At 37.0% G+C, this 26,347-nt stretch carries 28 protein-coding genes and 1 pseudogene; 6 read left to right on the forward strand and 23 right to left on the reverse strand.

The window, feature by feature from the left end:
* Positions 1–97: 97 nt before the first annotated feature.
* From HCJ45_RS08075 to HCJ45_RS08115, 9 genes are all read right to left on the reverse strand, one after another.
* Positions 98–925 carry a M15 family metallopeptidase gene (locus tag HCJ45_RS08075; RefSeq protein ID WP_187124464.1) on the reverse strand — a complete coding sequence of 276 codons (828 nt, stop codon included), beginning with the start codon at positions 923–925 and terminating at the stop codon, positions 98–100.
* Positions 926–979: 54 nt separating this feature from the next.
* Complete coding sequence (deoD, locus tag HCJ45_RS08080; protein ID WP_187124465.1) at positions 980–1,681, reverse strand: purine-nucleoside phosphorylase; 702 nt, start codon at positions 1,679–1,681, stop codon at positions 980–982.
* An 11-nt stretch (positions 1,682–1,692) separates the two neighbouring features.
* Positions 1,693–1,926 (reverse strand): YozE family protein, encoded by a 234-nt coding sequence (locus HCJ45_RS08085; RefSeq protein ID WP_003720177.1) that lies wholly within the window; start codon positions 1,924–1,926, stop codon positions 1,693–1,695.
* Positions 1,927–1,989: 63 nt separating this feature from the next.
* A complete protein-coding gene (locus HCJ45_RS08090) occupies positions 1,990–2,895 on the reverse strand; it encodes a Gfo/Idh/MocA family protein (protein WP_187124466.1) in 906 nt (301 codons plus the stop codon).
* Between the two features lie 82 nt (positions 2,896–2,977).
* Positions 2,978–3,415, reverse strand: coding sequence for a peptide-methionine (R)-S-oxide reductase MsrB (gene msrB / locus HCJ45_RS08095; protein ID WP_185345150.1), 438 nt, complete (start codon positions 3,413–3,415; stop codon positions 2,978–2,980).
* A 6-nt stretch (positions 3,416–3,421) separates the two neighbouring features.
* A complete protein-coding gene (gene msrA / locus HCJ45_RS08100) occupies positions 3,422–3,955 on the reverse strand; it encodes a peptide-methionine (S)-S-oxide reductase MsrA (RefSeq protein ID WP_187124467.1) in 534 nt (177 codons plus the stop codon).
* Between the two features lie 37 nt (positions 3,956–3,992).
* Positions 3,993–4,607 carry a YpmS family protein gene (locus HCJ45_RS08105; RefSeq protein WP_185345154.1) on the reverse strand — a complete coding sequence of 205 codons (615 nt, stop codon included), beginning with the start codon at positions 4,605–4,607 and terminating at the stop codon, positions 3,993–3,995.
* A 15-nt stretch (positions 4,608–4,622) separates the two neighbouring features.
* Positions 4,623–5,417, reverse strand: coding sequence for an SGNH/GDSL hydrolase family protein (locus HCJ45_RS08110; protein WP_187124468.1), 795 nt, complete (start codon positions 5,415–5,417; stop codon positions 4,623–4,625).
* A gap of 13 nt (positions 5,418–5,430) precedes the next feature.
* The gene (locus HCJ45_RS08115) at positions 5,431–6,270 is read right to left on the reverse strand and encodes a DegV family protein (protein ID WP_187124469.1); all 840 of its coding nucleotides are present in this window, start codon (positions 6,268–6,270) and stop codon (positions 5,431–5,433) included.
* Positions 6,271–6,454: 184 nt separating this feature from the next.
* Here HCJ45_RS08115 and trhA point away from each other — a divergent pair, with 184 nt between their 5' ends.
* From trhA to ppdK, 4 genes are all read left to right on the forward strand, one after another.
* The gene (gene trhA / locus HCJ45_RS08120) at positions 6,455–7,087 is read left to right on the forward strand and encodes a PAQR family membrane homeostasis protein TrhA (protein ID WP_185345160.1); all 633 of its coding nucleotides are present in this window, start codon (positions 6,455–6,457) and stop codon (positions 7,085–7,087) included.
* 120 nt (positions 7,088–7,207) lie between these two features.
* Positions 7,208–7,837, forward strand: coding sequence for a transcriptional regulator CcpN (gene ccpN / locus HCJ45_RS08125; RefSeq protein WP_187124470.1), 630 nt, complete (start codon positions 7,208–7,210; stop codon positions 7,835–7,837).
* 12 nt (positions 7,838–7,849) lie between these two features.
* Positions 7,850–8,662, forward strand: coding sequence for a pyruvate, water dikinase regulatory protein (locus HCJ45_RS08130; protein ID WP_187124471.1), 813 nt, complete (start codon positions 7,850–7,852; stop codon positions 8,660–8,662).
* 20 nt (positions 8,663–8,682) lie between these two features.
* Positions 8,683–11,322: a pyruvate, phosphate dikinase gene (gene ppdK, locus HCJ45_RS08135; protein WP_187124472.1), complete on the forward strand. Its 2,640-nt coding sequence runs from the start codon at positions 8,683–8,685 to the stop codon at positions 11,320–11,322.
* A gap of 34 nt (positions 11,323–11,356) precedes the next feature.
* Here the strand turns inward: ppdK and HCJ45_RS08140 are convergent, their stop codons facing one another.
* The 11 genes and pseudogenes from HCJ45_RS08140 to mntR form a co-directional block, all read right to left on the reverse strand.
* Positions 11,357–12,232: a PhzF family phenazine biosynthesis isomerase gene (locus HCJ45_RS08140; RefSeq protein ID WP_187124473.1), complete on the reverse strand. Its 876-nt coding sequence runs from the start codon at positions 12,230–12,232 to the stop codon at positions 11,357–11,359.
* Positions 12,233–12,247: 15 nt separating this feature from the next.
* The gene (locus tag HCJ45_RS08145) at positions 12,248–12,625 is read right to left on the reverse strand and encodes a VOC family protein (RefSeq protein WP_185397867.1); all 378 of its coding nucleotides are present in this window, start codon (positions 12,623–12,625) and stop codon (positions 12,248–12,250) included.
* Positions 12,626–12,631: 6 nt separating this feature from the next.
* A pseudogene (locus HCJ45_RS08150) lies at positions 12,632–13,614 on the reverse strand (aromatic acid exporter family protein); the annotation flags it as partial.
* A 96-nt stretch (positions 13,615–13,710) separates the two neighbouring features.
* A complete protein-coding gene (locus tag HCJ45_RS08155) occupies positions 13,711–14,334 on the reverse strand; it encodes a DedA family protein (RefSeq protein WP_003720191.1) in 624 nt (207 codons plus the stop codon).
* 137 nt (positions 14,335–14,471) lie between these two features.
* On the reverse strand, positions 14,472–15,983 hold the full coding sequence (locus HCJ45_RS08160; RefSeq protein ID WP_187124475.1) for a phosphohexomutase domain-containing protein: 1,512 nt from the start codon (positions 15,981–15,983) through the stop codon (positions 14,472–14,474).
* Positions 15,984–16,050: 67 nt separating this feature from the next.
* A complete protein-coding gene (locus tag HCJ45_RS08165; protein ID WP_187124476.1) occupies positions 16,051–16,926 on the reverse strand; it encodes a putative RNA methyltransferase in 876 nt (291 codons plus the stop codon).
* Positions 16,927–16,977: 51 nt separating this feature from the next.
* A complete protein-coding gene (locus HCJ45_RS08170) occupies positions 16,978–17,460 on the reverse strand; it encodes a dihydrofolate reductase (RefSeq protein WP_187124477.1) in 483 nt (160 codons plus the stop codon).
* Positions 17,461–17,475: 15 nt separating this feature from the next.
* Positions 17,476–18,420: a thymidylate synthase gene (locus tag HCJ45_RS08175; RefSeq protein ID WP_185380785.1), complete on the reverse strand. Its 945-nt coding sequence runs from the start codon at positions 18,418–18,420 to the stop codon at positions 17,476–17,478.
* A 12-nt stretch (positions 18,421–18,432) separates the two neighbouring features.
* A complete protein-coding gene (locus HCJ45_RS08180) occupies positions 18,433–20,325 on the reverse strand; it encodes an ABC-F family ATP-binding cassette domain-containing protein (protein WP_187124478.1) in 1,893 nt (630 codons plus the stop codon).
* A gap of 121 nt (positions 20,326–20,446) precedes the next feature.
* Positions 20,447–22,129: a formate--tetrahydrofolate ligase gene (locus HCJ45_RS08185; protein ID WP_187124479.1), complete on the reverse strand. Its 1,683-nt coding sequence runs from the start codon at positions 22,127–22,129 to the stop codon at positions 20,447–20,449.
* Positions 22,130–22,290: 161 nt separating this feature from the next.
* Positions 22,291–22,719: a transcriptional regulator MntR gene (mntR, locus tag HCJ45_RS08190; RefSeq protein WP_185345190.1), complete on the reverse strand. Its 429-nt coding sequence runs from the start codon at positions 22,717–22,719 to the stop codon at positions 22,291–22,293.
* 375 nt (positions 22,720–23,094) lie between these two features.
* Here mntR and cspD point away from each other — a divergent pair, with 375 nt between their 5' ends.
* Together cspD and HCJ45_RS08200 are read left to right on the forward strand one after the other, a co-directional pair.
* Positions 23,095–23,295: a cold-shock protein CspD gene (gene cspD, locus HCJ45_RS08195; protein WP_185345192.1), complete on the forward strand. Its 201-nt coding sequence runs from the start codon at positions 23,095–23,097 to the stop codon at positions 23,293–23,295.
* A 121-nt stretch (positions 23,296–23,416) separates the two neighbouring features.
* Positions 23,417–23,818, forward strand: coding sequence for a ribonuclease HI family protein (locus tag HCJ45_RS08200; protein ID WP_185345193.1), 402 nt, complete (start codon positions 23,417–23,419; stop codon positions 23,816–23,818).
* Between the two features lie 19 nt (positions 23,819–23,837).
* Here the strand turns inward: HCJ45_RS08200 and HCJ45_RS08205 are convergent, their stop codons facing one another.
* From HCJ45_RS08205 to HCJ45_RS08215, 3 genes are all read right to left on the reverse strand, one after another.
* Entirely contained in the window at positions 23,838–24,710 is an 873-nt protein-coding gene (locus HCJ45_RS08205) for a 5'-3' exonuclease (protein WP_187124480.1), read from the reverse strand.
* Between the two features lie 78 nt (positions 24,711–24,788).
* Positions 24,789–25,058 carry a 30S ribosomal protein S14 gene (gene rpsN, locus HCJ45_RS08210; protein WP_187124481.1) on the reverse strand — a complete coding sequence of 90 codons (270 nt, stop codon included), beginning with the start codon at positions 25,056–25,058 and terminating at the stop codon, positions 24,789–24,791.
* Positions 25,059–25,208: 150 nt separating this feature from the next.
* Positions 25,209–26,267, reverse strand: coding sequence for a chitinase (locus HCJ45_RS08215; RefSeq protein ID WP_187124482.1), 1,059 nt, complete (start codon positions 26,265–26,267; stop codon positions 25,209–25,211).
* Between the last annotated feature and the right edge of the window lie 80 nt (positions 26,268–26,347).

The raw sequence follows: 26,347 nt of genomic DNA on the forward strand, positions 1-26,347 counted from the left end.
ATTACTATACCCCCTATAGGTATATTTTGCAAGTATTTAATTTTAAATTCAATAAAAAAACCATAAACATCGACATGTTTATGGTTTGAAAAGCTTGCTATTTAGCGGCATCTACTTTCTTTTGTAGTGCATTGACATGATTAAAAAATTCTTCTAAAGTCCAATCATTTTCGTAAATTATTGTAGCGGCATCTTTCCCAACATAACGATAATGCCACGATTCATATTGATATTTCGTGATATCTTCTCGCCCTTTCATATAGCGAAGAATAAAACCGTAATGATGAGCATTTTCTTCTAACCACTTACCCTCAGGTGTCTCACCGAAAGCATCGGTTAACTCGTACGACTGGCTTTCAGACGAAATATCCATTGCAAGCCCTGTTTGGTGTTCGCTTGTTCCTGGGTAGGCTACAGCTTCTCTTGCTTTGGCATCCCCTTTGGAATTTACTTCTGCTTGAAATACCTCTTGTTGACGCTGGTAAGAACGATAGCCAGAAACGGCAAAAAGTTTATGACCGTTCTCATTTGCCGCTTGGAACATCTCTTCTAGTGCCGTTCCAGCCTCTTTTCTCATTTGGGCTTTTTCCACTTTTTCTTCCCCAAAAGAGAAAGTTACATTTGGTCTAACTAAATCTGGGGGGGTATATGTCGGTTGCAAGGAATAATCTTTATTGGCAAGTACTAGCATGTTTTCCTCGTTTTCAATATACTGAATCCCATTTTTTTCAACTAATTTATTTTGTTTGTCAATATAAGGATAAAGTGGATCTTTCTCTAATTCAGCTAATTTGTTGTTATCGCTAGTTGTTTTTTGATTCACTTCTGCAACTGGCTCTGCATTTTGCCCGCCGAAATATAGATCTTCTACTGTATGCACACAACTAAGACTAACGGCTAAAGCAATTGATAATAAAGAAGTCATATATGTTTATCAACCTTCCTATGAACTTTAAGCTATATCTAGTTTATCATTCTATTATTTGATAGCAGCTTCTAAAGCTACAACTATCATATCATTAAAAGTCGTTTGTCGTTCTTCAGCAGACGTTTCTTCACCAGTAAAGATATGATCACTTACAGTTAAAATAGCTAATGCATGACGACCATATTTTTGTGCTAATGTATAAAGTGCTGCTGCTTCCATTTCAATTCCAAGTACACCATAATCTGCTAATTGTTGCTTGTCTAACTGATCATTGTAAAAACGATCCGCTGAAAAAACATTTCCTACTTTGATAGATAATCCTTTTTCTATACCAGCATCATAAGCTTTTTTTAGCAATGAGAAATCAGCTACTGGCGCAAAATCTACCCCATTAAATGTGTTGCGATTAATTTGCGAGTCTGTTGAAGCAGCTTGGGCAATGACAACATCACGAACTTTTACATCTGCTTGAATTCCTCCCATTGTACCAACCCGAATTAAATTTTTCACATCGTAGCTTTGGATTAATTCATTAACATAAATAGAAATAGAAGGAATTCCCATGCCTGTACCCATTACAGAAACTCTCTTTCCTTTATATGTCCCTGTAAAACCAAGCATTCCTCTTACTTGGTTAAATAAAACAACCTCTTCTAAGAAAGTCTCAGCAATGTATTTCGCTCGCAGCGGGTCTCCCGGTAATAATATTGTTTCGGCAATTTCCCCTTGTTTTGCTTCAATATGTACGCTCATTCTTTTTCCTCCTAGTGTTTGTTTTTCTCTTCATCTAACAAATAAGCATCCCACAGTTCATCGAAAATAGACATTCCCGGCAAATAGGGCGCATTAAACTCCAAATAATCACATAGAATATGATAATTTCTTGTTTGTTTTGGAAAACTATGATCTCGGTATGCATTGTTGGCAAATTCCGTTTTTTGATCTGTTAGTTTCGGGTCCCGATATGTCATTAAAAAATGATAAAATGATCTTCCCAACGTACAACACACTCCCGCTCTTTTTATGCTTTAACTATAGTTGATTTCCTTTGAAAAATAAAGTTAATTTTCCAATTGGCGTATAATTTCTTCTGCAAGCCGGTGTGTTTCTAACGCATCTTCTTCCGCAATTGGTGACTGCTCCCCACGACGAACCGCATTTAAAAATGAATGAATAATTGGTGCAAAGCCTCTTTTATGGAGTGTTGTTTCCCAGTCTCCAAATCGCTCAAATCGTTCTGTTGTGCCTTCATAAATATGCGTCTCTGTAACATTCTCCACTTCATACTTTGCGTTTGGTGTCATTACTGCAAGACGCTCTTCATTTACACCGCTATCACGATTCATTATAGCTGTTGCTACTTTATTTCCAGCAGTAATTTGGACAGTTACACTCGCTAGTAATTCCTTTTGCCAAACCGGGAAAACGTTCATTTGATCTATTTTTGCATCTAATAAATAACGCACTGTATCAAGTACATGGATAAAATCATCATAAATAAACGTACGTGGAACGCCAGGTTGGGATGCGCGGTTCTTTTGCATGACAATCATATTTATCTCTTTTTGTGTTTTTAATTCTTGGTATTTTGGTGCATAGCGTCGATTAAAGCCTGTCATCAGCATGGTGTTTTGTGCTTTTGCTAAAGTAGTTAATTCTTCCACTTCTTCTATATTATCAGCAATTGGTTTATCCACATAAACAGGAATCTGATGCGCTAAAAATGCCCGGATAACCTCTGGATGACTTTTAGTTGCTGAATGAACAAATGCTGCATCAACTCCGGAGGCAACCAGGGAATCAATACTTTGATGATAATGATCAAAACGATACTTCTCACTTAAATGTTTTAGTTTTTGCGCATCACGTGTATAAAGGTGTACCTCTACGTTCTCCATTTCTGCAAAAACAGGTAGGTATGCTTTTTGGGCAATCCCGCCAAGCCCTATAACTGCAATTTTCAACATAATTATCGCTCCTTTTCATAATAATGCCAGAATATGATTTCGCGATACAATTATACGAATTTCATCTTCTGGCATTGTTGGTTTATTCAAAGATTTGCTTATATTCTTTATAGCCTTCTTCTTCTAGTTTATTAGTTGGAATAAATCTAAGTGCTGCTGAATTTATACAGTATCGAAGTCCACCCTTATCTATCGGTCCATCTGGGAAAACATGGCCTAAATGAGAATCCGCTTCTACTGATTTGACTTCTGTTCGAACCATGCCATGCGTGCGGTCTTTGTTTTCAATTATTTCTTTAGCATCAATCGGCTTTGTGAAACTAGGCCAACCACAACCAGCATCATACTGATCTTTGGAGGAGAATAATGGTTTTCCTGAAACTATATCAACATATATCCCTTCCGCCTGATTGTCATAAAATTCATTTTTAAATGGGTGTTCTGTGCTAGCTTTTTGAGTTACATTATATTGCAGTTTGGTGAGTTGTTTTAATCGCTCACTTTTTTGCTTTTCATCCATTTGACTTCACCCTTTCCAGTTTGCATCAATAAACGCCGCACGACCAGAAGCAACTTGGTAACCTTCGTAGTGCGCCTTTTCTTTTTTGTAGAAATCTTGATGATATTCTTCCGCTGGATAAAAAATTTCTGCTTTAGCAATTTCGGTGACAATTGGTTTTTTAAATCTGCCACTTGCAGCAAGAGCTGCTTTTGATTTTTCAGCAATCTCTTTTTGTTCTTCATTGTGATAAAAAATAACGGGGCGATAAGAATCTCCGCGATCAACGAATTGACCTGCCGCATCGGTTGGATCTGTTTGTTGCCAATATACTTCGACTAATTTTTCATATGGAAAAACAGCCGGATCAAATGTAATTTCAATGGCCTCGGTATGACCAGTCGTTCCACTGCACACTTCTTTATAGGTTGGATTTACAGTATGTCCGCCTGTATATCCCGAAACAACCCGCTCAATTCCCGGCTGTGTATCAAAAGGCTTCACCATACACCAAAAACATCCACCCGCAAAGGTTGCTTTTTCAAGCGATTTTTTTGTCATAAAAATGCCCCCTAAATTGGATTTTACCAACCAGCGTTTAGTTAACTGGTACTAAGAGTGTAAACGAAATATCATCTTTCTTCAAATCAAGTGTATCCACACGAACTTTCGTATCACCTTTTAGTTTAAGTTTATCCAAAGCAAGGTAAATTTTTTCCTTTTTCGGAATGATAGTTACCCAGTCTGGAAATTTATAATTTTTATTAACATAATTCATCACATAAGATACTGGTAACGGTAATGCACCAACAGATAAATCTTTTAATGTTAACTCCACATTTCCATCGTCAACTACTTTAGGAGCAAATTTCAAATGCAACTCAACTGGCTCATCAAAAATTTTCGCTTCTGCGGTGAAATTAACATTATTGGCAACAAATACCTTATAGCCAATATCTTGGTCATTACTAAATTCATCAATATAGGTACTAATTAACTGATTTAAATCAGACTTGGTTGTACTTGTTTGGAATTCTACAGCAGACTTATTGCTAATAAGTGATGGCGTTGGTTCTTTCTGCGGACTTACAACAAAAACCGATAAATAAATCCATCCTGCAAATATAACTAGCAGACTAATTAAAATAAGCGATGTCCATTTCCAGTAATTACGTTTTGGTTTCTTTGGGGCCGATCGTGTTTCTTTCTGCACGACTTTAACACCTTTCTATTCGGAGATTTTAGGAATATTTCCTTCGTTTAATTGCTTTACAATTGCTTTATATAATTCTGTACTCATTTTTTCATAGCCTTGATGATTCGGGTGAAAATAATCATCTGATAGTAATGGATTAGGTTTGTCTTGATTAGCTTTATCTCTATTTTCAAGCGCTTTAGCTATAGGAACAAAATACATATTATCCTCTTTTTGAACGGTTTTTTGGGAGGCTTTATTCCAATCAGCAATTACTTCATCAAATTGTTTGATATCGCTAAAATAGGTTGTATATGGATTATAAATTCCCATTAAGAAAATCGCAGCATCTTTATTATAAGAACGAATATCACTCACTAATTTTTCTAATTCTTGTTGAAAGGTTTTATTTGCTTTTGTAAAATCTTCCACATCCACATCTAAAAGACGCGATTGCAAAATGGCCATAACGTCATTTCCACCAATGGTAATAGTGATTACATTCGCATTTTTAACATCTTGTTGAAAATTTTTATTGGTTTGCAGGCGTTTCTCTAGTTGGGTTATTTTATTACCAGACACACCATAATTGCTTGTCTCTACACTGGGAATAGTTGATTCTTTTTCTAACTTTTCTGGAATAATGCCAACATAGCCGCCAGCCTTATTTTCATCACCAATTCCTTCAGTAAGGGAATCTCCCATAGCAACTAATTTTATAGGAACTTCTTTTGTTTTTTGATAATAATTGATACCAAAAACTGCGCCAACTAAAAGCGCGATAATAAACACGCTTCCAGTAAGCCACAGCCTTTTTTTCTTTGTCATATGAATCACTCGCTTAGTCAGTATAGTACATAAATGCAAACGCGCCAGTTCCGGCATGGGTTGAAATAACTGGGTCAGCGAAGAAAATTGGTATTTCTTCTAAGCCAGTCATTTCTTTTGTTTCAACGATAAAATCATCCGCTAGATTTAATCCATGCGCATGAACAACATCTAAATGCTGAATTTTTTTTGGTTCTGCTTTAATTAAGTTTAAGCAATATTGAAGAACTTTTTTATTACTACGAACTTTAGTTTCTTCTTCTAATTGACCATCTGTTAACTTTGCAATTAATTTAATATTTAAAAGGCTACCTAGGAATCCTTGCATCCTTCCAACACGTCCGCCCTTAATTAAATTGTCTAATGTTACAACAATAATATACAGTTTTGTTTTATTTTTAATATCATTAATTTTAGCAAGAATATCCTCTACAGAAAAATCACCAGACTGTGCCATTTCTGCAGCTGCAAGCACTTGAAAAGCTTGTCCTCGAGCCGTGTAGTCACAATCAACAACTGTAATATTTCCGTCTACTATATCTGCTGCTTGGCGTGCGGCATTGACTGTTCCACTTAGTTTTTCTGTTAAGTGAATGGAAAGGATTTCATACCCCTCCGCCGTATATTTTTCATAAGCTTCTACGAAAGAGCCAATTGCAGGCTGAGAAGATTTAGGAAGTTCTTTTGTTTCTGCCATGCGAACCATAAATTCTTCTGGGGTAATATCTGTTTTGGGATTGTATACTTTCCCATCGATTTCAACTGTTAAATATAAAACATCAATATTCCATTTCGCTGCTTCTTCTTTCGTTAGTCCAGCAGTTGAGTCTGTGATAATCTTTATTTTCCTCATTGTTTAGCCACATCCAGTTTTGCTTATTTTATTTTATTATAACATTCCCGGCGTTATACACAACCTATTAACTAGTTTAAGAAAAGAGAAAGATATATTGTTTGGCTTTCTATTCCAAATTATTTAGCGTATGATAGATATACTATTACATCACAAAAAATTGGTAGAAAAGTATGGTGATCAAATGAATACCTCTTCTTATAATTGGAAGGAAGAACTAGCAAATGCCATTACGCATGGAATCGGATTTATCCTAAGTATTCCTGCACTCGTCTTACTTATAGTATTCGCCGTCCAAAAAGATAATCCTCTTTATTTAACTAGTTTTTTAGTTTATGGAATTTCACTTATGTTATTATATGTTTGCTCCACATTACTCCATAGCTTCAAACCGTGTAAAGCAAGAACTGTGTTTAATATTATGGACCATGCCGCGATTTATGTACTAATTGCTGGCAGCTATACCCCATTTGTATTAATCACTATTCAAGGGACACTTGGTTGGACGCTCTTTGGCATTATTTGGGGACTTGCTATTGCTGGGATTATTTATAAAATTTTTATGACTGGTAAACTAAAATTATTATCCACTTCCGTATATCTTCTGATGGGTTGGATGGTTATGTTTGCAATCAAGCCTCTTTATACTGGACTTACACCAGCTGGATTTTGGTTACTAGCGACTGGTGGCATTATGTTTACAGTGGGTGCGATTTTTTATAGTATTCCTAAAGTTCCATATATGCATGCAATTTGGCATTTATTTGTGATTGCCGGAACAGCCTTTATGTATTTCTGTATTTTATTTTATGTTTAAATAGTTCCTTTTCAAACCTTCTCCATTTGGAGGAGGTTTTTTTATATAGTATGACACAATTAACACTTGTTTTTAATTATGTCATACTATATAATGATTAGCATAACATATTAAAAGGATGTGATTCCAATCGAACTTTCTCCTAGACAACACCATATTGTTGCTTATGTTCGCGCCAATGAACCAGCAACTGGAGATTCCATAGCTGCTCATTTGAAATTGACACGGGCAACCATTCGAGCTGACCTGTCGATATTAACGATGACGGGAATTTTAGATGCAAGGCCCAAAGTAGGCTATTTTTATTCAGGTCTTGAGACAAACCCCATTCATTTTGATCAAATTCGCCAATTAAAAGTAGCAGATATAATGACTCAACCATTTTTCGCAAAAAAAGAAACAAGTGTGTATGATGCAATTGTGATGCTGTTCATGGAAGATATTGGTAGCTTATATGTTATGGATGATGAAAAATTGGTCGGTCTAGTTTCTAGAAAAGATTTGCTTAAAGGTGCCCTTGCCGATGCAGATACAAAAGCAACTCCCATTGCAACAATCATGACCCGTATGCCAAATCTCGTCACCGTAACCAAACAAGATACAGTCTTACACGCTGCCGAACAACTTGTTTTCCATCAAATTGATTCTCTTCCAGTGCTTGAAGTAAAAGCCGGAAAAACAACTGTTATTGGGAAAATTTCTAAAACACGCATAACTGCACTTTTTGTAGATACAATAAAAAAGGTTTAATAGGAGGCACATATGGAAAATCCGGTTATTATTTATGTTATTTCAGACGCTATCGGAGAAACTGCTCAACATATTATTCGCGCTGTAACTGCACAATTTTCACTTAAACAACCCGCTGATATTCGTCGCCATGCTTTTATTCGTGATGAAAAAGCATTACTCGAAACATTAGAAGAGGCAAAAGGCGCTGATGGAATTGTTGTCCAAACGTTAGTACAAGCTAAATTAGCTGAATATGCAACGCAATTTTGTTCCAAGCATGCTATTCCTAATATTGATTTATTACATACACTCACCTCAGCTGTAGAAGCAAAAACTGGGTTAAAGTCCAAACAAGACCCTGGCAATATGCGACGTTTAGATAGTCATTATTTTGACCGTATTGCTGCAATTGAATTTGCTGTTAAATATGACGATTGCAAAGATCCTCGTGGCTTATTAGATGCTGATATTGTGCTTGTCGGTGTATCAAGAACTAGTAAAACACCACTCAGCAGCTTTTTAGCTAATCAAAATTGGAAAGTAGCCAATGTTCCGCTCGTCCCAGAAATACCAATCCCAGCTGAACTATTCCAAATTCCGCCAGAACGAATTATTGGTCTAACAACTAGCCCAGAAAAATTAGCACAAATTAGAAAAGTACGTTTAAAATCAATTGGTTTAGATGAAGCGAGTAACTATTCCAGCGAAAAACGAATTTTAGAAGAACTAGAATATGGCTATGCTACGTTTAAAAAGCTTGGCTGCCAAGTAATTCATGTAGAAGATAAAGCAATCGAGGAAACTGCTGCTCTAATCACAGAAATTATCACAAGTTACCACTAATTTTAGAAGAGGTGAATAAAGTGAGAAAATTTGTCTATCAGTTTAGTGAAGGTTCCAAAGAAATGAAACATCTTTTAGGAGGAAAAGGCGCAAATTTAGCCGAAATGACGAATATTGGCTTGCCTGTCCCTCCCGGCTTTATTATTTCAACTGCTGCTTGTAACGATTATACCAATAGTAATAAACATTTATCCGAAGACATTTTTGAAGAGGTGAAAATTCATTTAGCGGAATTAGAAAAGCAAACCGGGAAAATATTTGGTTTGGCGGAAAACCCACTACTAGTTTCGGTTCGATCTGGCGCACCCTTTTCTATGCCTGGAATGATGGATACAGTTTTAAACTTAGGACTAAATGATGCCACTACAAATGGACTTGCAGATTTAACCAATGACCAACGCTCTGCCCTTGATTCTTATCGACGTTTTATCCAAATGTTTGGGGATGTGGTTTTTGAAATCCCAAGTTATCAGTTTGAACAAGCACTTTCCCGGATAAAAAAAGCCAATCATTATCAATCTGACACAGAGCTGACAACAACCGATTTAACTGATTTAATTGCTGCTTACAAACAAATTTTCCAACAAGCGACAGGAGAAGCATTCCCGCAAGACCCACTGAAACAACTTAAACTGGCAATTATCGCGGTATTTAAGTCGTGGATGAATCACCGAGCTGTTGTTTATCGCCGTTTACATGATATTGATGCTAGCTATGGGACAGCGGTTAATATTCAATCAATGGTTTTTGGTAATACAGGAGAAACTAGTGGTACAGGAATTACCTTTACCCGAAACCCCTCTACAGGTGAAAAAGGTGTATTTGGAGAATTTTTATTAAATGCGCAAGGTGAAGATGTCGTCGCTGGTATCCGAACTCCTGAGCCAATTGCCACTTTAAAAGAAAGAATGCCTACAGTTTATAATGAATTAATCACCATTTGTACTTTATTAGAAAATCATTATTTAGATATGCAAGATATTGAATTTACGATTGAAAAAGAGAAACTTTACGTCTTACAAACTAGAAATGGAAAAAGAACTGCTAAAGCCGCTATTCAAATTGCTGTTGATTTCGTTCATGAAGGAAAAATTACTAAAGAAGAAGCCTTAATGCGCATCGAAACAAAGCAACTTCACCAACTGCTTCATCCTGCCTTTCTTGAAAGCGCTCTAAAAAAAGCAAAAATAGTTGCCCACGGTTTACCAGCAAGTCCAGGAGCTGCTACCGGACATATTTATTTTGAGGCAAAAGATGCTGTTCAAGCAGCTGAACGTGGTATTTCAGTGATTCTTGTTCGAAATGAGACTTCACCCGAAGACATTGAGGGAATGGCAAAAAGTACTGCTATTTTAACAGCACAAGGTGGAATGACTTCTCATGCCGCTGTAGTTGCTCGAGGAATGGGGAAATGTTGTATCGCTGGTTGTTCTGATCTAACAATCAGCCAACAAGAAAAAAACATCACTCTTTCTACAGGAGAAATTTTACAAGAAGGAGCTGCTTTGTCACTTGATGGTTCTACCGGTAATGTCTATCTAGGAAAAGTCGAACAAACCGAAGCATCTATTGGTGGGCATTTTGACGAGTTAATGGCATGGGCTGATACGGAAAAACAACTAGCTATCCGTGTTAATGCAGACACCCCTGCCGATTTTCAAAAAGCATTACTCTTTGGCGCTGAAGGCATTGGACTTTGCCGGACAGAGCACATGTTTTTTGATGAAAAACGGATTTTATTCGTTCGACAAATGATTTTAGCAGAGTCTTTAACGGAACGCGAAACTGTCTTAGCCTCATTGAAAGAAATGCAAAAAGAAGATTTTCGGGCATTATTCCGCATGGCTGATGGTCGTTCCGTCAATATTCGGTTATTGGATCCACCACTACATGAATTTTTACCAAAAAGTAGCCAAGAAATCGAGCAGTTAGCAAATGATATGCATAAAACGGTCTCACAAGTAAAAAAACGAGTGCAAGAACTGGCAGAAGCTAATCCAATGCTTGGGCACCGTGGTTGTCGGCTTGCTATTACTTTTCCCGAGATATACCGAATGCAAGCAGAAGCGATTATTGAAAGTGCAATCACTGTCTATGATGAAGGTATCAAAGTCCATCCAGAAATAATGATTCCTCTCATTGCTACAAAAAATGAATTAAGTTTTATAAAAAAAGAAATTAAACAAGCTATTCATACCATTTTTGATAGAGAACGGGTCATCCTTCCGTATGATATTGGTACGATGATTGAAATTCCGCGTGCTTGCATTACCGCAGATGAAATCGCCGAAGAAGCACAATTTTTCAGTTTTGGAACGAATGATTTAACCCAGCTAACTTACGGATTTTCTCGTGATGATGCGACTAAATTCCTTGCTGATTATTACCAGCACAATATTTTATCCAAAGACCCATTTATGACAATAGATAAAACTGGTGTTGGTGCACTTGTTGAGATGGCTGTAACTCGAGGACGAATGACCCATGCAAATTTAAAAATGGGCGTTTGCGGAGAGCACGGCGGAGATCCAGAATCCATTCAGTTTTTCCATCAATTAGGTCTCTCGTATGTTTCTTGTTCCCCTTATCGTGTTCCAATTGCACGACTAGCTGCGGCTCAAGCTGCCTTAAGTCATAAAAAACAGCTGGCAATCCAATGAGATTGCCAGCTGTTTTTTTAGAATTCATAGTTGATTACACTTCCACTTCCACTTCCAACGTCTTATTTAAACAAGCTGTTCCAGAAATACTTACTTCTTGTTGCCCAGTCGCATCTATTTCAACTTGGACAAAAACAGTTCCTTCACTTTGCACTTGTTTACCTTGAGTGACAGTTATTTTATTTCTTTCTCCGGATGTATAAATATGATTTAGTGCATAGGCTCCCATAACACCAGAAGCAGTTCCAGTCACAGAATCTTCCTTCGTTCCAGCAGCAGGCGAAGAGAAATGTCTAGCGGTAAAAGTTCCATCCTGTTTAGAAATAACTGCAAATGGATGTATGGAAGACTTAGGTATTTCCTTTAAAATCCCTGGAAACTCATTTGGTGTTGGATTCATTGTATCTAAAATAGCTTCATTTTTAACTGGTAAAAGTAATGTCCATGATCCAGTATTTCCGTATTTTATTGGCAATTTGGCATGAAGATCAGTTTTTTGGATGCCTAAACTTTGGCAAAGTGCCGACCGATCCCCATTAAAATCAATAAACTTTGGTCGGGCTTGTTGCATCGTTATTTGGTATCCCTTTGCTTCGTAACTAACAGGCAAAACCCCTGCAGCTGTTTCTATTTCTAGTTGGCAATTTTCTTGTCCATTTAGAAGCGCAAAAATCGCTCCCATTGTTGCATGACCACAAAGCGGTGTTTCATAACCTGGAGTAAAATATCTTAATTTTAATGCAGCTATATCACTTTTACAAATAAAAACCGTTTCATTAAAACCAACTTTTTTAGCAATTTGTTGCATTTGTTCTTTACTATAAGAATCACCAGAAAAAACCACGCCTGCTGGATTGCCTTTTCCCGGCTTACTTGTAAAGGCATCTACTCTCACAACCTCACACTTCATTTATGCGCTCCTATTCTATTTTTCACAAATCGCAAAATAATTCCCCTCGTTATCCGCAAAATTAAAAACTAATCCCATTGGTAAATCGACTAATTCACCAACAGTTATCCCCTTCTTTTTATAGCTCTCATATAGTTCTGCAACATTTTTTCCAAAAAGTAAAATGGATGGTGTTCCAAGGTTCATATCTGGATTTGCTTCGGCCACTTTCTGTTTATTTTGCAAAACAAAAGTAGTTTCTGCCTCTTTCGTAGGCGCAATTTCTATCCACTGAATTTCCCCATTTACCACTTCTTCTGAAACAACAACAAAATCTAATTTTTCTACCCAAAAGTCTCTAACAGCGGCTTGATTTTCTACATACAACATTACTTGGCCAATTTTATTTATCATATTTGATCGCCCTCTCGTAACTTTATTTTTTCCTTTAAACCAAACTCTGCATAAAAATCACGCTTCATTTCTAGTAAATAACGTAAATCATTCATAAATTGAAACAGGATTGCTCGATTTTCGAATTCTTCACGTGTCTCGGGAAGTTTGCTACTTTTAAATTCATGCACCATCGTTGTAATTTCTGCAACTAAATCTTCCGCAGTATTATGCTCATCTAGTGTCATCGCCGTTTTTTCAGTGATTTCTGCCAGTGCCAAACTTTGCTCAGAAGAATGATGGAAAGCTACTAAATGGCGTTTCATTTGTGTTAAAATTCGGTACTGCACAAGACGCATACCCACATACTGGGAGTAATAATGAGAAGCTGTAAAAAATTGATTATCCAAATTTCGTGCAGCTTTTTCTTGTGCATAGTCTAATGTACCCTTTAATTGATGTAATAATCCAAATTCATCCCGATATTCTGATTGATTACGTAAACCTTGTGTCATCTCCGTTAAAATTTGTCGCATAATCTCTTCCACTTTTTGTTGCGTTCGTTTTATTTCATCTTCCATTTTTGGCATATATAAGTTTAAAATAATCGCAATGCCCGCTCCAACAGCCATTAACAACAGCTCATTTTTAAACCAAAAGAACGAAAGCGATTGTTCTAATAAAATATGTGTAACAAGTACTGAACTGACAACGATACCGTCTGCAACATGTAATTTAACCGCAAGTGGAATGAAAATAAGCAAATATAACCCAAAACTAACTGCATTATAACCAATCAATAAGAAAAATATTGCCGCAATCGATAGGGCTAAAACGGTCGAATAGACACGTTGAATTGCTAATTGTAACGACCCTTTTTTTGTGTTTTGCACACTTAATATCGCAATAATACCTGCCGAAACTGCATACTCCAAATGTAGCCATTCTGCTATAATTATTGCCAGTGTCGCAGCAATTGCTGTTTTTACTGTCCGCATCCCAATTCGCATTTATTCCATCCCCTTCTCCATGTACAATTTATCATAGCATGAAAGCCAAAATCGCAAAAGAAAAACCTTGAAGATTGCTCTTACAAGGTTACCATTTTATTCTTCATCTATTGTTTTTTTAAATCGTGCTCGAAAAAAGAAACATAGTCCAACTATTACAATTAGCGCAATAACACTATAAATAATTGCCGAAAAACTATCCATAAACACAATAATTTCATTCCAAGATTCGCCAAGCAAAGCACCAAGACCAATTAAAACCGTATTCCAAAGCAAACTTCCAGCAGTTGTAAGTATTAAAAACTTAGACATTTTCATCTGCGTCATCCCAGCTGGAATAGAAATCAAACTCCGAATAAGTGGAATCATCCGACATATAAACACAGCCCAGCTACCATATTTCAAAAAGAAACTTTCCGCACGTTCAATATCACTTTCTTTTAAACGCAAAACTCGACCGTATTTTAAAACAAAATTTGTCATTCGTTCTTTACCAAAAAACGATGCAACCTTATATAATAAAATAGCTCCTATTACCGATCCTAGTGTGGCAACGATAATCACCGTTACAACATTCATTGCGGAAATAGTCGTCATAAAACCACCAAAAGTTAAAATAATTTCAGAGGGAATTGGCGGAAATAAATTCTCCACCATAATTAATAAAAAAATACCAATATAACCAAAATCAGTCATAATTCCTGTAATCCATGCTTCCAAAAAACACACTCCTATACTTTATTTCCCTTTTAAAGTAAGTGCTTGCTTTTAAAGTTTACTATAATAGTGCTGATATTTCAATGGTTTACTGCAAATAAAAAACTTGGCACGTTTTAGCGCACCAAGTTTTGATTTTGTTATACTTCTAATTCCGCCTTACTCGCAAAAAATCCAGCTAAGCGTTCTTTCACTTTTAGAATTCCACCAACTTCATCACTTTCTAAATTCATTGGCATTACTGGTTCGTGCAGGCTCATACGTAGCAAGAACCAACCTTCGCCGAGTGCTCCGCTTGTATTGACACGAATACCTTCCAAATTTTCTGGTTCTAGCGACATATCATTGTCTGCTTCGACAAACTTTTGAAAATCTGTTAACACTTCTTGACCGTAAGCTTTAAAATCATTTGCTGTAATACTTAAGCGAATTTCTTCACTTTCTGCCGGTTCTTTTAAATCGGCAATTAAATCAGCTAAGTCTTGGCCATTTCTACGAAGGGTTGCGTATGTCATTAAAATTTTTGCAATTAAATAGGCGCCATCATCAAGGAAATAATTTTCTTTTAGCGCCGCATGTCCGCTTACTTCAATAGCGATTTCTGAAGGAGTTCCTTCTCTATTTAGTCGAAGTGCCTCATTAATTACATTTCGATAGCCGCGTTTAAAACGGTGTTGTTTTCCACCTTTTTCTTCAATAAAGGCTTGCAAGTGACCAGAAGTAGTCGAGTCAGTGACAATTGTTGTTCCTGGTTTTTCTTGTAAAATAATACTTGAAATAACAGCAATGAGTGGGTTGCGGTTCAAGCTTTCTCCATTTTTATCCATAATAGCTGAACGATCGACATCCGTATCAAAAATCACACCCAAGTCTGCACCGCTCGCTAGAACTGCTTTTTTCAAGCTTGCCATCGCTTCTTCGTTATCCGGATTCGGAATATGATTAGGGAAATGACCATCAGGCTCTAAAAATTGACTACCAGAAATATCTGCGCCAAGTTCTGCAAGTACTTTCTCTGCAAAGAAACCGCCAGCCCCATTTCCAGCATCAACAATAATATGACTTCCTTCTAATGGCTTCATTTTATTAGCGGCACCAGTAATACCTGCTCTGATTTTTGCGGTTAAGTCTGCTGCATAGGTAGAAAGTAAATCTTGTTTTGTTACTTTACCAGCACTTAGACCTGTTTCTATAAAAGATTTATCCGCATGCGAAACAATATAATCAATATCCTCATGTTCTGCACCGCCAGATTTCGTAAATAATTTTAGTCCGTTATACATAAAAGGTAGGTGGCTCGCTGTAATCATAATTCCCGCATCACAATTATAGTCCTCATATTGAGTTGCCATAAACATTGCTGGTGTAGTCGCCAGTCCCACATCAACAACATCTATACCTGCAAATAAAAGTCCTTTTATAAGTGCAGCTTTTAATCGTTCAGCTGAAAGTCGACTATCATGACCAATCGCTACCGTTGCTTGATTTTCTACACCTTTTTCTGCTTTTAGCCATTTCGCAAATCCATAAGCAATCTTTTCTACACGTTCATCTGTCAATGTAATCGGATATTTTTCTGTAGCAATCGCTATTCCACGTATGTCTGATCCGTTTTGCAGTGCTTCTAACGCCTTCACTTCTGATTGATTCATGTCATTCCTCCAGCTTCTATATTTTCTACTACATTATAGCTTATATTGCGCATAATTCACATAGTTTTTACAAAAGTGGTGCTCTTTTTGCAATAATGATTTGCAAGTCAACGGTTAGCTCTTGCGGTGGATTTGCCAATAATTCGCGTTTTTTCTCTGCATCAATATGCCAACCAAGTGGGGTCATTTCAAGAAAATCCGCAAATAATTCTTTGGCGATTGGTGCTTTATAAGTCACTCGCTCCATATGTTCCACCGTTAGTTTTTCTGCTAATCGTGATGTAACTGAGTCATTCGAATAGCTACTTTTCTCGTCCATATAAATAAATTCGCGCAATTCTCGTAAATAGTTTTCTTCCGGAACAACTTTTAGCAAATAGCCATCTGTTTTTAATAAGCGCGTGAATTCCTCATAATTCGAAGGTGATAAAATATTTAAAATGACATCTGCTGTCTCTGATTGGTTTGGACAATTAGCTAAATCGGCTACCGTCCAAACAATTCCCGGATAATCCCGTGCAGCTTGTTTCACTCCTTCTTTAGCAATATCTAGTCCAACAGCTTGTACAGATTGTCCTTTTGTTTGAAGTTCCTTTACTATTCGCGCTAAATGACTTCCTTCACCGCAACCAGCATCATATAAGACGACCTCTGTTTTTTTCGTATCCGTAATAATAGTTATCATCCGTTCGATTAACTTTTCAAAAAAACCACTCGCAATCACTTTTTTTCGTGACTCAAATAAGGCTTGATCATATTTTGTTTTATGTGCCTGCTTAAGCAAATGCAAGTAACCTGGTTTAGCAATATCAAAACCATGCCGTTCCGGACAAACAAATGAGAGAGGCTCTTTTAGTACAAATTCGCCACCACAAATTGGACAAGAAAGAAGAGCCATACTTTCTTTCATTGCAAGCTTATTTATCTCCATTTTTGATAACAATGAATCTTCACTCCACTCGAAAAACGTTGCCCATACACAGGCAACGTTCTGCTAATTTCTTTTATACGTATAGAAGGTATAATTATACTTGTTTTTTTCATCTTTTTCGTGAGGTTCTTTTGCAACTTCTGAAAAATTCTCCCAATCTACTTCTGGAAATGCAGTATCAGCTTCAAATTCCGCATCAATTTTTGTAACAATTAACGTATCTGCCACATCCATAAATAAACGATAAATTTCCGCTCCACCAACGACATAAATTGGCTCACCCGTTTTCTGAAGATCTAACACAGCCTCTTTGGAATGAAGAATTTCTGCATCATCTAGCTGCAATTCTTTATCCCGAGTTAACACGATAGTTTTTCGATTTGGTAAAGCTTTTCCTAACGATTCATAAGTTTTCCGCCCCATTACTAGTGTTTTCCCAGTGGTTGTTTTTTTGAAAAACTGTAAATCTCCTGGTAAGTGCCACGGCATTTTGTTATCTTTACCAATATTGCCAGCACGGTCTTGTGCCCAAACAAAAATAATCATCCAAGAAAACCTCCCTTATACTGAAATTGGTGCTTTAATTGCTGGATCAGGATTATAACCATCTAGTGAAATATCCGCTACTTCAAAATCAAAAATAGTTGCTGGTTTATCAGAAAGAACTAATTTTGGAAGTGCGTGCGGAGTTCTTGTTAATTGTTCTTTCACTTGTTCAATATGATTATTATAAAGGTGTGCATCTCCCATTGTATGGATAAACTCACCAACTTCAAGCCCAACTTCCCTCGCAATAAGATGCGTTAAAAGTGCGTAACTTGCAATGTTAAATGGAACTCCTAAGAAAATATCTGCACTGCGCTGGTAAAGCTGGCATGATAATTTCCCATCCGCCACATAAAATTGGAATAACGAATGACAAGGTGGTAATGCCATATTGGGAATATCTTCTGGATTCCAGGCAGATACAATTAAACGACGCGAATTTGGGTTTGTTTTAATCATCTCAATTAAATCAGCTAATTGATCAATCGTTTCCCCTTGCGAAGTTTTCCATTCACGCCATTGTTTGCCGTAAATATTACCAAGCTCACCGTATTTACTCGCAAAATCTTCCTCTTCCAAAATACGTGTTTTAAATTTTTCCATTTCCGCTTGATACACTTCTTTAAATGCTGGATCACGCTCTGCTCTAAGTCCAAAATCTGTCATATCTTCCCCGTGGTAATCAGCACTTTTTACAAAACGCTCAAACGCCCACTCGTTCCAGATATTGTTTTTATGTTGTAGAAGGTAGCGAATATTCGTATCACCATGTAAAAACCATAACAATTCGCTTACTACAAGTTTAAATGGTACACGTTTTGTTGTCATAATCGGAAAACCCGCTTGTAAGTCAAAGCGCATTTGATAGCCAAATGTGCTGATTGTTCCAGTTCCAGTGCGATCTCCTTTTTGTGTCCCATTTTCTAAAACGTATTTTTCTAAATCCAAATATTGTTTCATTGTTCGCACTCCTTATTCCGCGTATTGTGATAAAAATTCCCAACGTTCCATCATTTGCTCGAGTTCCGCTTCTTTGGTAGTAATTTCTCCACTAAGCTCTGCTGCTTTCGTAAAATCTGCTCCGGTTTGCTCTAGTGTTTCATTTAATGATTCAATGGTTTGTTCTAGGTCACCAATAGCTTCTTCAATACCGTCCCACTCTATTTGCTCTTGATAGGTCAGCTTCACTTTTTCCTTTTTTTCCGGCGCAGGTTTTTCAGCGGATGTATTCGCCATTTTTTTCATGGATTTTGCAGGTTTTCCTTTAGCTTCTAGTTCTGCTAAATAATCACTATACTCTCCGTAGAAAATCTCCACCTCACCAATTGCACGAAACACAAGTAGCTTATTAACCACCTTATCTAAGAAATACCTATCATGGCTTACAGTAATTACTGTTCCATTAAATGATTCCAAATAATCTTCTAGTACAGTAAGTGTTTGTGTATCTAAATCATTAGTAGGCTCATCCAGTAGTAAGACATTGGGCCGTTCCATTAAGATTCGTAGTAAGAATAAACGTCTTTTTTCGCCACCAGATAAACTGCCAATTTTCTTACCATGCGAGTTTGGTGGAAATAAAAACCTTTCTAACATTGCACTTACGCTAATTACTTCGCCACCAGAAGTCGTCACTTGTTCTCCTGCTTCTTGCAAATAAGCAATCATTCGCATATCTGGGTCCATTTCTTCGTTTTGTTGCGTATAATAACCAAGTTGAACCGTTTGACCAGTAATAACTTCTCCAGCATCAGGGGCTAGTTTACCAGCAAGCATATTAAGTAAAGTGGATTTTCCAGTTCCGTTATTACCAGTAATCCCAAGTCGTTCACCTGGCTGGATAATTAAACTAAAATCTTGCAAGACTTGTTTTTCCTCAAAGCGTTTTTCTAAGTTTTTAAGTTCAAAGACATCTTTACCTAAACGACTAGTAACAAAATCAATCGCTAGTTCGGAGTCATCCGTTTTCGTTTTCACTTTCTTTTCTAAATCATGAAAACGATCTTGCCTTGCATTTTGTTTTGTTGCTCGACCTTGAGGACCGCGACGCATCCAAGCAAGTTCTTTCCGATAAAGATTTTTATTTTTCTCCGATTCGCGCACTTCATTTTCCATGCGAATGGCTTTAGATTCCATAAATTTTTCATAATTACCAACGTAACGATAAAGCGAACCTCGATCTAGCTCAACCATATGATTTGTCACGCGGTCAAGAAAGTAACGATCATGGGTAACAAGAAGTACCGCTCCTTTGAAACGATTTAAATATTCCTCTAACCAACGAATCGACTGAAAATCCAAGTGGTTAGTAGGTTCATCCAAAATAAGTAAATCCGGCGTTTCAATTAAAACTTGCGCCAAACCAACTCGTTTTCGTTGTCCACCTGAAAGTTCGCTAATTTTCGCAGTTAAATCGGTAATTCCAAGTCTTTCTAAAATCGTTTTTGCTTCGGTATTCATATCCCAAGCTGCACTTGCATCCATTTCTTGACTAGCTGCAGTATAAGCATCATGAAGTTTGGTGTTTTCTGAATCAAGCGACATCGCTAGTAGTACTTCTTCGTATTTCCGCATTGCCCGAAGCGCCGCAGTATCTCCATCAAAAACGGCAGAGAGAACCGTATCTTCCTCGTTAAAAACTGGGTCTTGTGCTAAATAGCCAATTGTATAATCTTTAGCTTTAGTAACACTACCCTTATCTCCAGATTCACTTCCTGAGATAATTTGTAATAAGGTTGATTTCCCTGTGCCATTCACACCGATTAAACCAATTCGTTCGCCTTCTGTAATCGTGAGGGAGATATTCTCAAATAGGCTTTTTTCACCATATGTTTTCGTTAAATTTTCTACTTTTAATTGTTTCATTTAGTCCCATCCATTTCCGTTCTGTCCTATCTATTCTAGCTGAAAAAGTGTCACATAGCAATTGGTTTTGATTAGAAAAAAAGTTCCAAAAGTGTTTATAGCACTTTTGGAACTTTGCTAGTTAGAATAAGCCTTTCGCATTTCCATTTTCGTCGACGTCCATATTTAGTGCTGCTGGTTTTTTTGGTAAACCAGGCATTGTCATTACATCTCCTGTTAAAGCAACAACAAATCCCGCTCCAAGTTTTGGAATGAATTCACGAATATGAATCACAAAATCAGTCGGACGACCAAGAAGTGTTGGATCATCTGATAACGAATATTGTGTTTTCGCCATACAAATTGGGTATCTATCCCAACCATATTTTTTAAAGTCTATAATTTGTTTTTGGGCTTTACTTGAAAGTTCAACACCGATACCGCCATAAACTTTTGTAACAATCGCATCTAATTTTTCTTCCATCGTCCAGGCATCCTCATAAATACGCTTATAGTTAGCTTGACCGCTTTCTACAGCCGCAATTACTTTATCAGCTAGCTCTAATCCACCAGCACCACCTTTTTCCCAAACTTCTGTAAGAGAAAATGGTATTTCTTGTTCTTCGCATAAAGCTTCTAATTTCGCGACCTCTGCGTCAGAATCAGTAATGAATTTATTAATTGCCACTACATATGGAATACCAAATGTTTCTATAGATTCCGTGTGTTTTTGCAAGTTAGTAAATCCTTTTGCTAATGCATCAACATTTTCTTCACTAAGTTCTGTTTTCAGTGCGCCGCCGTGCATTTTAAGCGCGCGAATAGTTGCAACGATAACCACACAATCTGGTGCTTTCCCAAGAGAAGGAACTTTAATATCTAAAAATTTCTCTGCTCCTAAATCTGCTCCAAATCCTGCTTCTGTTACAGCATAATCTCCGAGTTTTAATGCCGTACTTGTTGCTGATACACTATTACAACCATGAGCAATATTTGCAAACGGACCACCATGTACGATAGCTGGTGTATGTTCTAATGTTTGAACTAAATTTGGTTTTAGTGCATCTTTTAGAAGTAGCGTTAATGCGCCTTCATAACCCATTTCGCCAACAGTAATTGGCTCTTTTTTATAATTATAACCAATAACAATTTCACTTAGACGTTTCTTTAAGTCTTCTAGATCACTAGCTAAACAAATAATCGCCATGATTTCAGAAGCAACAGTAATATCAAAACCATCTTCCCGTGGCACCCCTTGAATTGGACCGCCTAAACCAACGACTACTTTTCTAAGTGCGCGATCATTTAAATCAACTACACGTTTCCAGACAATTCGTCTACCATCAATGCCAAGCTCATTACCTTGTTGCATATGATTATCAATAAACGCCGATAAAGCATTATTAGCAGCAGTTATTGCGTGAAAATCACCAGTAAAATGCAAGTTAATATCTTCCATTGGAATAACTTGTGCATAGCCCCCACCTGTCGCGCCACCTTTAATTCCCATAGTAGGACCAAGCGATGGTTCTCGAAGTGCGATGACTGTTTTTTTATCTTTTTGAGAGAGTGCATCCCCAAGTCCGACTGTTACAGTTGATTTCCCTTCACCAGCTGGCGTTGGATTTATTGCTGTCACAAGTACAAGATTACCTGGTTGTTTGTCTGTTAAAGAGTGAATGGTATCGTAGGATAATTTCGCTTTATATTTCCCGTAAAGTTCAAGTGCATCCGCATCCAGCCCCAAATGTTCCGCAATCGTTGTAATTGGTAGAATTTCAGCATTTGATGCAATTTCAATATCTGATTTCACTTTATTTGACATGTTAACCCCTCCGAATATGTATATTGTAACAAAGAATCGAAATGCTTTGGTTCCTCCTCAATGCATCAAAAAAGCGTGACACCAAAAGATGTAACACCATTTTTTGATTGAAAAGTAAAACCTGATTGCGCATAAATCAGCATTCGAAACTTGGATTACCATTATTCCTCTGTTTCTGGTCGATTCACTTCCATTGACTTAAGTGCTTTTAGTGCCTCTGGATGTTCTTCAAAAAATTGCACAACATCACCAATTCGGTCAATCGAGTTCCAGCTTAAATGATGTTCAATCCCTTCTACATCATGATAAATATGAGCAGGATCCACACCAATAATACTTAAAAAACTTTCTAGTAGTGCGTGTCTTTCTAGAAGTCTTTTCCCCATTTGTGTTCCTTTAGGTGTTAAAATTAATCCACGGTACTTCTCATAGATTAAATATTCATCTTTATCCAATTTTTGTACCATTTTTGTAACAGAAGAGGGATGGACAAACAGCTCATCTGCAATATCCGATACTCTGGCGTAACCTTTCGTTTCAATTAGAGAATAAATCTTTTCAATATAATCTTCCATACTAGGTGTTGGCATAGCTATACCCTCCAACTTAATTTCTTTCACATAGCCAATTGTACTATAATATGAGGGTTTCTAAAAGTATTTACCCTTTCCAACAAGCAATTTTTCCTAGTAAATAAAAGCAATAAGTCGAATAAAACGAGGCAATCAGCTACTTGAAATGGAATAAAAATAACAGGTAAGCCTTTACAAGTCCAAAAATTTGAAAAATATCGAAAATCAGCTTGACGTTTATAGGTATTTTGATTTATAGTGTTAATATCATATGCGATGACGCTATGAACTGAAAAGGGACGTATTTGCGAAAATTTTTTCATTTAAAATGAAAGCGTTTTAAACGGAATTATTTGAAGCGACTATGAGCCATACTTAGGAGGATTTATTTCAATGCAGAATGGGAAAGTAAAATGGTTTAACAATGAAAAAGGTTACGGTTTTATCGAATCAGACAGCGGCGAAGACATTTTTGTTCACTTCACAGCAATCCAAGGTGATGGTTACAAATCTTTAGAAGAAGGCCAAGCGGTAACTTTTGAAGTAGTAGAAGGTAATCGTGGTGCACAAGCTGCAAATGTAGAAAAAGCCTAAATCAGTTACTTAGTAGACACGGACGTAAAACCGGTAGATTCATTTACCGGTTTTTTTATTGCAAAAACTCCCATTTCCTTCTATAATAAAGCAACATCAAAGGATATGGAGGAATTGGCGTATGGAGGTCTTTGTTGACGGAGCAAGTGCGGGAAATCCTGGATTAAGTGGTGTAGGGATTGTATTAAAAGCAGATGGTATTTACGAACAACTAGCCATCCCCCTAGCTGTGATGACAAACCATGAGGCAGAATTTATTGCGATAAAATTTGGATTAGAAGCTGCCATAAAAAAACAAGCAACATTGGTTCGATTATATTCGGACTCTAAGGTTGCTGTTGAAGCTATCCAAAAACGTCATGCGAAAAATCCTTTATTTAAGCCTCATCTAGAAGAAATTTTACGCATGAGTGATTCATTAGAATTATTTTTTATAAACTGGCGTCATGTAAGTCAAAACAAACAAGCCGACCAGCTCGCACGTCAAGCGATAAAAAAACAGAAGCAATCTGGCACAAAATAAACCAGTTTGCTTCTATTTTTTATTCCACATCACGTGTGAGTGTTTTTAAGCCATATTTTTCAATAACAGCAAAAGCATCCTCTTTAAAGCCTTGATACTTCAAACTATCTAAATTAATTTCGAGTGGCACTTCGGTATGAATTCTAGCTAATTTTTGACTTAGTTCTAGCATAGCCAAATCTTCTTGAATTTTTGTTTGTTGCGCTGGTTTTAATTTATCAAGATTGGATAATACTCCTTCAATGGACTCATATTCTTGAATCAATTTAATGGCTGTTTTTTCCCCAATGCCTCGAACACCTGGATACCCATCCGAAGTATCCCCCATTAATGCTTTTACATCAATAAACTGACGCGGGGTAATACCCATCTCTTCAATAAAGATAGCTTCATTATAACGTTTATAATTACCATAACCTTTTTGCATAATCCAAACGTCATTTGTAGGAGCAATTAATTGTAGCAAATCTTTATCACCACTTAATACTGTAGTTGAAATAGAACTCGCTGCTTGAACGGTAATTGTACCAATACAATCATCTGCTTCATAACCTGGTACGCCTAAATTCACAAAGCCAAATCCTGTGGCAACTTCTTTTGCTAAATCAAATTGTGGGATCATTTCTTCTGGTGGTGCGGTTCTACCAGCTTTATAACCATCATAAAGTTCATTTCGAAAAGTTTGTGAACCCATATCCCAGCATATTAGTGTATGTGTTGGATTACTTTGGCGGATTGCAGCAAACATATGACGCATAAATCCTTGAACACCATTGGTTGGAATTCCATGTTGATTAAACATAAATTGCTTAGAAACAGCAGTTGCATAAAATGCTCTAAAAAGTAGTGCCATTCCATCAACAACAAGTAATTTTTCTTGATTTTCTGTCATATATAATCCCCCAATTTCTTTCTACTGCCATCTATTGTAGCATAATTTCTTTTGGCTCGCAGAAAAAAGAGGTGTTTTTTACCAGCTTGCTTTTTTCACGCCGGGTAATTGTCCTTGATGTGCTAATTCACGAAAACGAATCCTTGACATGCCAAATTTCCGCATATAACCATGTGGGCGACCTGTTAAGTCACAACGGTTATGCAATCTTGTTGGTGATGAGTCTTTTGGTAGTTTACGTAGTTCGTCCAAACGTCCTTCTGCTTTTAACATCCGGCGTAGCTCTGCGTATTTTTCAACAAGTGCTTTTTGACGTTCATATTTAGCGACTTTTGATTTTTTAGCCATATAATCCTCCTTTTATAAATAATAATGATTCCGATTTATATCATACGCCTGTTTTAAAATGAAAGCAAGTCTTCTGTTTTTCAAAAGATAAACTAACTAAAAACCGCTTAAAATCTACCGTAAAGGGTTGATTTTAAGCGATGAAAGCTTTTATTTAGTTCCTATAAGTGGACCATAAGCATTTGAAAAACCATTATTATAGGCTTCTCCTACTTTATTTTTACCAGCGTCCCAATTAACCGACCATGTCATAATTCCTTTTACCGGAGTTCCGTTAGCTTGTAATCGACTAAATACATTTTGTACGATTTGCGGGTCTTTCACATAGCCAGTTGCCGCTGCATCTATATTTGCTGGCAATCCAAAAACAAATTTATTTGCAGGAATTTTTAAATATCCACGCGTGCCATTAATAAAGGAATCCGCCATATAATATAAGAAAGATTCTTTAAGGGCATCATTGTTTTGAGCAATCCATTGGTTGGTTTCATCAACCCAGACACCGTCACCACCTTGATTATATAATTGTGGCGCAATATAGTCATAATAATTAGCAAGCGAAGTTAAATAGCTTTCATAGGCACTACCAGGTTTTAAGTAAGGAAATTCTGGCGCCATTGTAATTAAGAAATTTTCCCCCTCTGCTTTATAATGATCTTTCACCATTTTAAGTGCTGCTGGGATAACGGTTTTATTATCACCTGCTGTAATGGCGCTTTGTTCTAAATCAATGTCTAAACCATCGAATCCATAAGTCTCCACTTGACGGATAATTTCATTTGCAAAAGCCACTTCATCTCCTGCGCTTAGTTCGACATGACCATCTGCGCCACCAAGTGCTAGTAATACAGCACGTCCTTCTTTGTTTAATGTGCCTACTTGGGCTCTGAAATCACTATCACTAATTCCCACTGGTTTAAACGTTGGAATACGGTTTACTCCATCTCCTTTCATAAACGAAACATCTACTACATTGTATGCTGCAGGTGTATCTTGGAGCGCAATATCTGCCGAAGTTCCTTGTTGATAGCCGTCCCCCCCAGCCGATTTCCAACTATGCCAGTAACCAACTAGTACCTGTTTGTTAGAAATATCTGGCATAACAGAAGCGTCGTCTGTTGCTGCTTGGGCAGTGCCACCAAACATCCCTATTCCCGCTCCAACTAAAAGTAAAGATAAACCACCAAACCATTTTTGCTTTCTATTCATCTACTTTCCCCCCTTATATTTAGCCCCAAACAATTGATTTTAGAGCTATTTGAAAATACCCAGCATACTGAAAATAAAAC

Source organism: Listeria immobilis, assembly GCF_014322845.1.
In the GTDB taxonomy this organism is placed as follows: Bacteria; Bacillota; Bacilli; order Lactobacillales; family Listeriaceae; genus Listeria; species Listeria immobilis.

Excerpts from the sequence above, each read along its gene's own strand:
- HCJ45_RS08185 (WP_187124479.1), bottom strand. The coding sequence starts at position 22,129 with ATGTCAAATAAAGTGAAATCAGATATTGAAATTGCATCAAATGCTGAA.
- HCJ45_RS08170 (WP_187124477.1), bottom strand. The coding sequence starts at position 17,460 with ATGATTATTTTTGTTTGGGCACAAGACCGTGCTGGCAATATTGGTAAA.
- HCJ45_RS08110 (WP_187124468.1), bottom strand. The coding sequence starts at position 5,417 with ATGACAAAGAAAAAAAGGCTGTGGCTTACTGGAAGCGTGTTTATTATC.
- rpsN (WP_187124481.1), bottom strand. The coding sequence starts at position 25,058 with ATGGCTAAAAAATCAAAAGTCGCTAAATATGAACGTCAAAAAGCACTT.
- HCJ45_RS08215 (WP_187124482.1), bottom strand. The coding sequence starts at position 26,267 with ATGAATAGAAAGCAAAAATGGTTTGGTGGTTTATCTTTACTTTTAGTT.
- HCJ45_RS08130 (WP_187124471.1), top strand. The coding sequence starts at position 7,850 with ATGGAAAATCCGGTTATTATTTATGTTATTTCAGACGCTATCGGAGAA.
- HCJ45_RS08160 (WP_187124475.1), bottom strand. The coding sequence starts at position 15,983 with ATGAATCAATCAGAAGTGAAGGCGTTAGAAGCACTGCAAAACGGATCA.
- mntR (WP_185345190.1), bottom strand. The coding sequence starts at position 22,719 with ATGCCAACACCTAGTATGGAAGATTATATTGAAAAGATTTATTCTCTA.
- msrA (WP_187124467.1), bottom strand. The coding sequence starts at position 3,955 with ATGACAAAAAAATCGCTTGAAAAAGCAACCTTTGCGGGTGGATGTTTT.
- cspD (WP_185345192.1), top strand. The coding sequence starts at position 23,095 with ATGCAGAATGGGAAAGTAAAATGGTTTAACAATGAAAAAGGTTACGGT.
- HCJ45_RS08115 (WP_187124469.1), bottom strand. The coding sequence starts at position 6,270 with ATGAGGAAAATAAAGATTATCACAGACTCAACTGCTGGACTAACGAAA.
- HCJ45_RS08180 (WP_187124478.1), bottom strand. The coding sequence starts at position 20,325 with ATGAAACAATTAAAAGTAGAAAATTTAACGAAAACATATGGTGAAAAA.
- HCJ45_RS08200 (WP_185345193.1), top strand. The coding sequence starts at position 23,417 with ATGGAGGTCTTTGTTGACGGAGCAAGTGCGGGAAATCCTGGATTAAGT.
- HCJ45_RS08075 (WP_187124464.1), bottom strand. The coding sequence starts at position 925 with ATGACTTCTTTATTATCAATTGCTTTAGCCGTTAGTCTTAGTTGTGTG.
- trhA (WP_185345160.1), top strand. The coding sequence starts at position 6,455 with ATGAATACCTCTTCTTATAATTGGAAGGAAGAACTAGCAAATGCCATT.
- HCJ45_RS08090 (WP_187124466.1), bottom strand. The coding sequence starts at position 2,895 with ATGTTGAAAATTGCAGTTATAGGGCTTGGCGGGATTGCCCAAAAAGCA.
- HCJ45_RS08145 (WP_185397867.1), bottom strand. The coding sequence starts at position 12,625 with ATGATAAATAAAATTGGCCAAGTAATGTTGTATGTAGAAAATCAAGCC.
- HCJ45_RS08175 (WP_185380785.1), bottom strand. The coding sequence starts at position 18,420 with ATGAAACAATATTTGGATTTAGAAAAATACGTTTTAGAAAATGGGACA.
- HCJ45_RS08140 (WP_187124473.1), bottom strand. The coding sequence starts at position 12,232 with ATGAAGTGTGAGGTTGTGAGAGTAGATGCCTTTACAAGTAAGCCGGGA.
- deoD (WP_187124465.1), bottom strand. The coding sequence starts at position 1,681 with ATGAGCGTACATATTGAAGCAAAACAAGGGGAAATTGCCGAAACAATA.
- msrB (WP_185345150.1), bottom strand. The coding sequence starts at position 3,415 with ATGGATGAAAAGCAAAAAAGTGAGCGATTAAAACAACTCACCAAACTG.
- HCJ45_RS08205 (WP_187124480.1), bottom strand. The coding sequence starts at position 24,710 with ATGACAGAAAATCAAGAAAAATTACTTGTTGTTGATGGAATGGCACTA.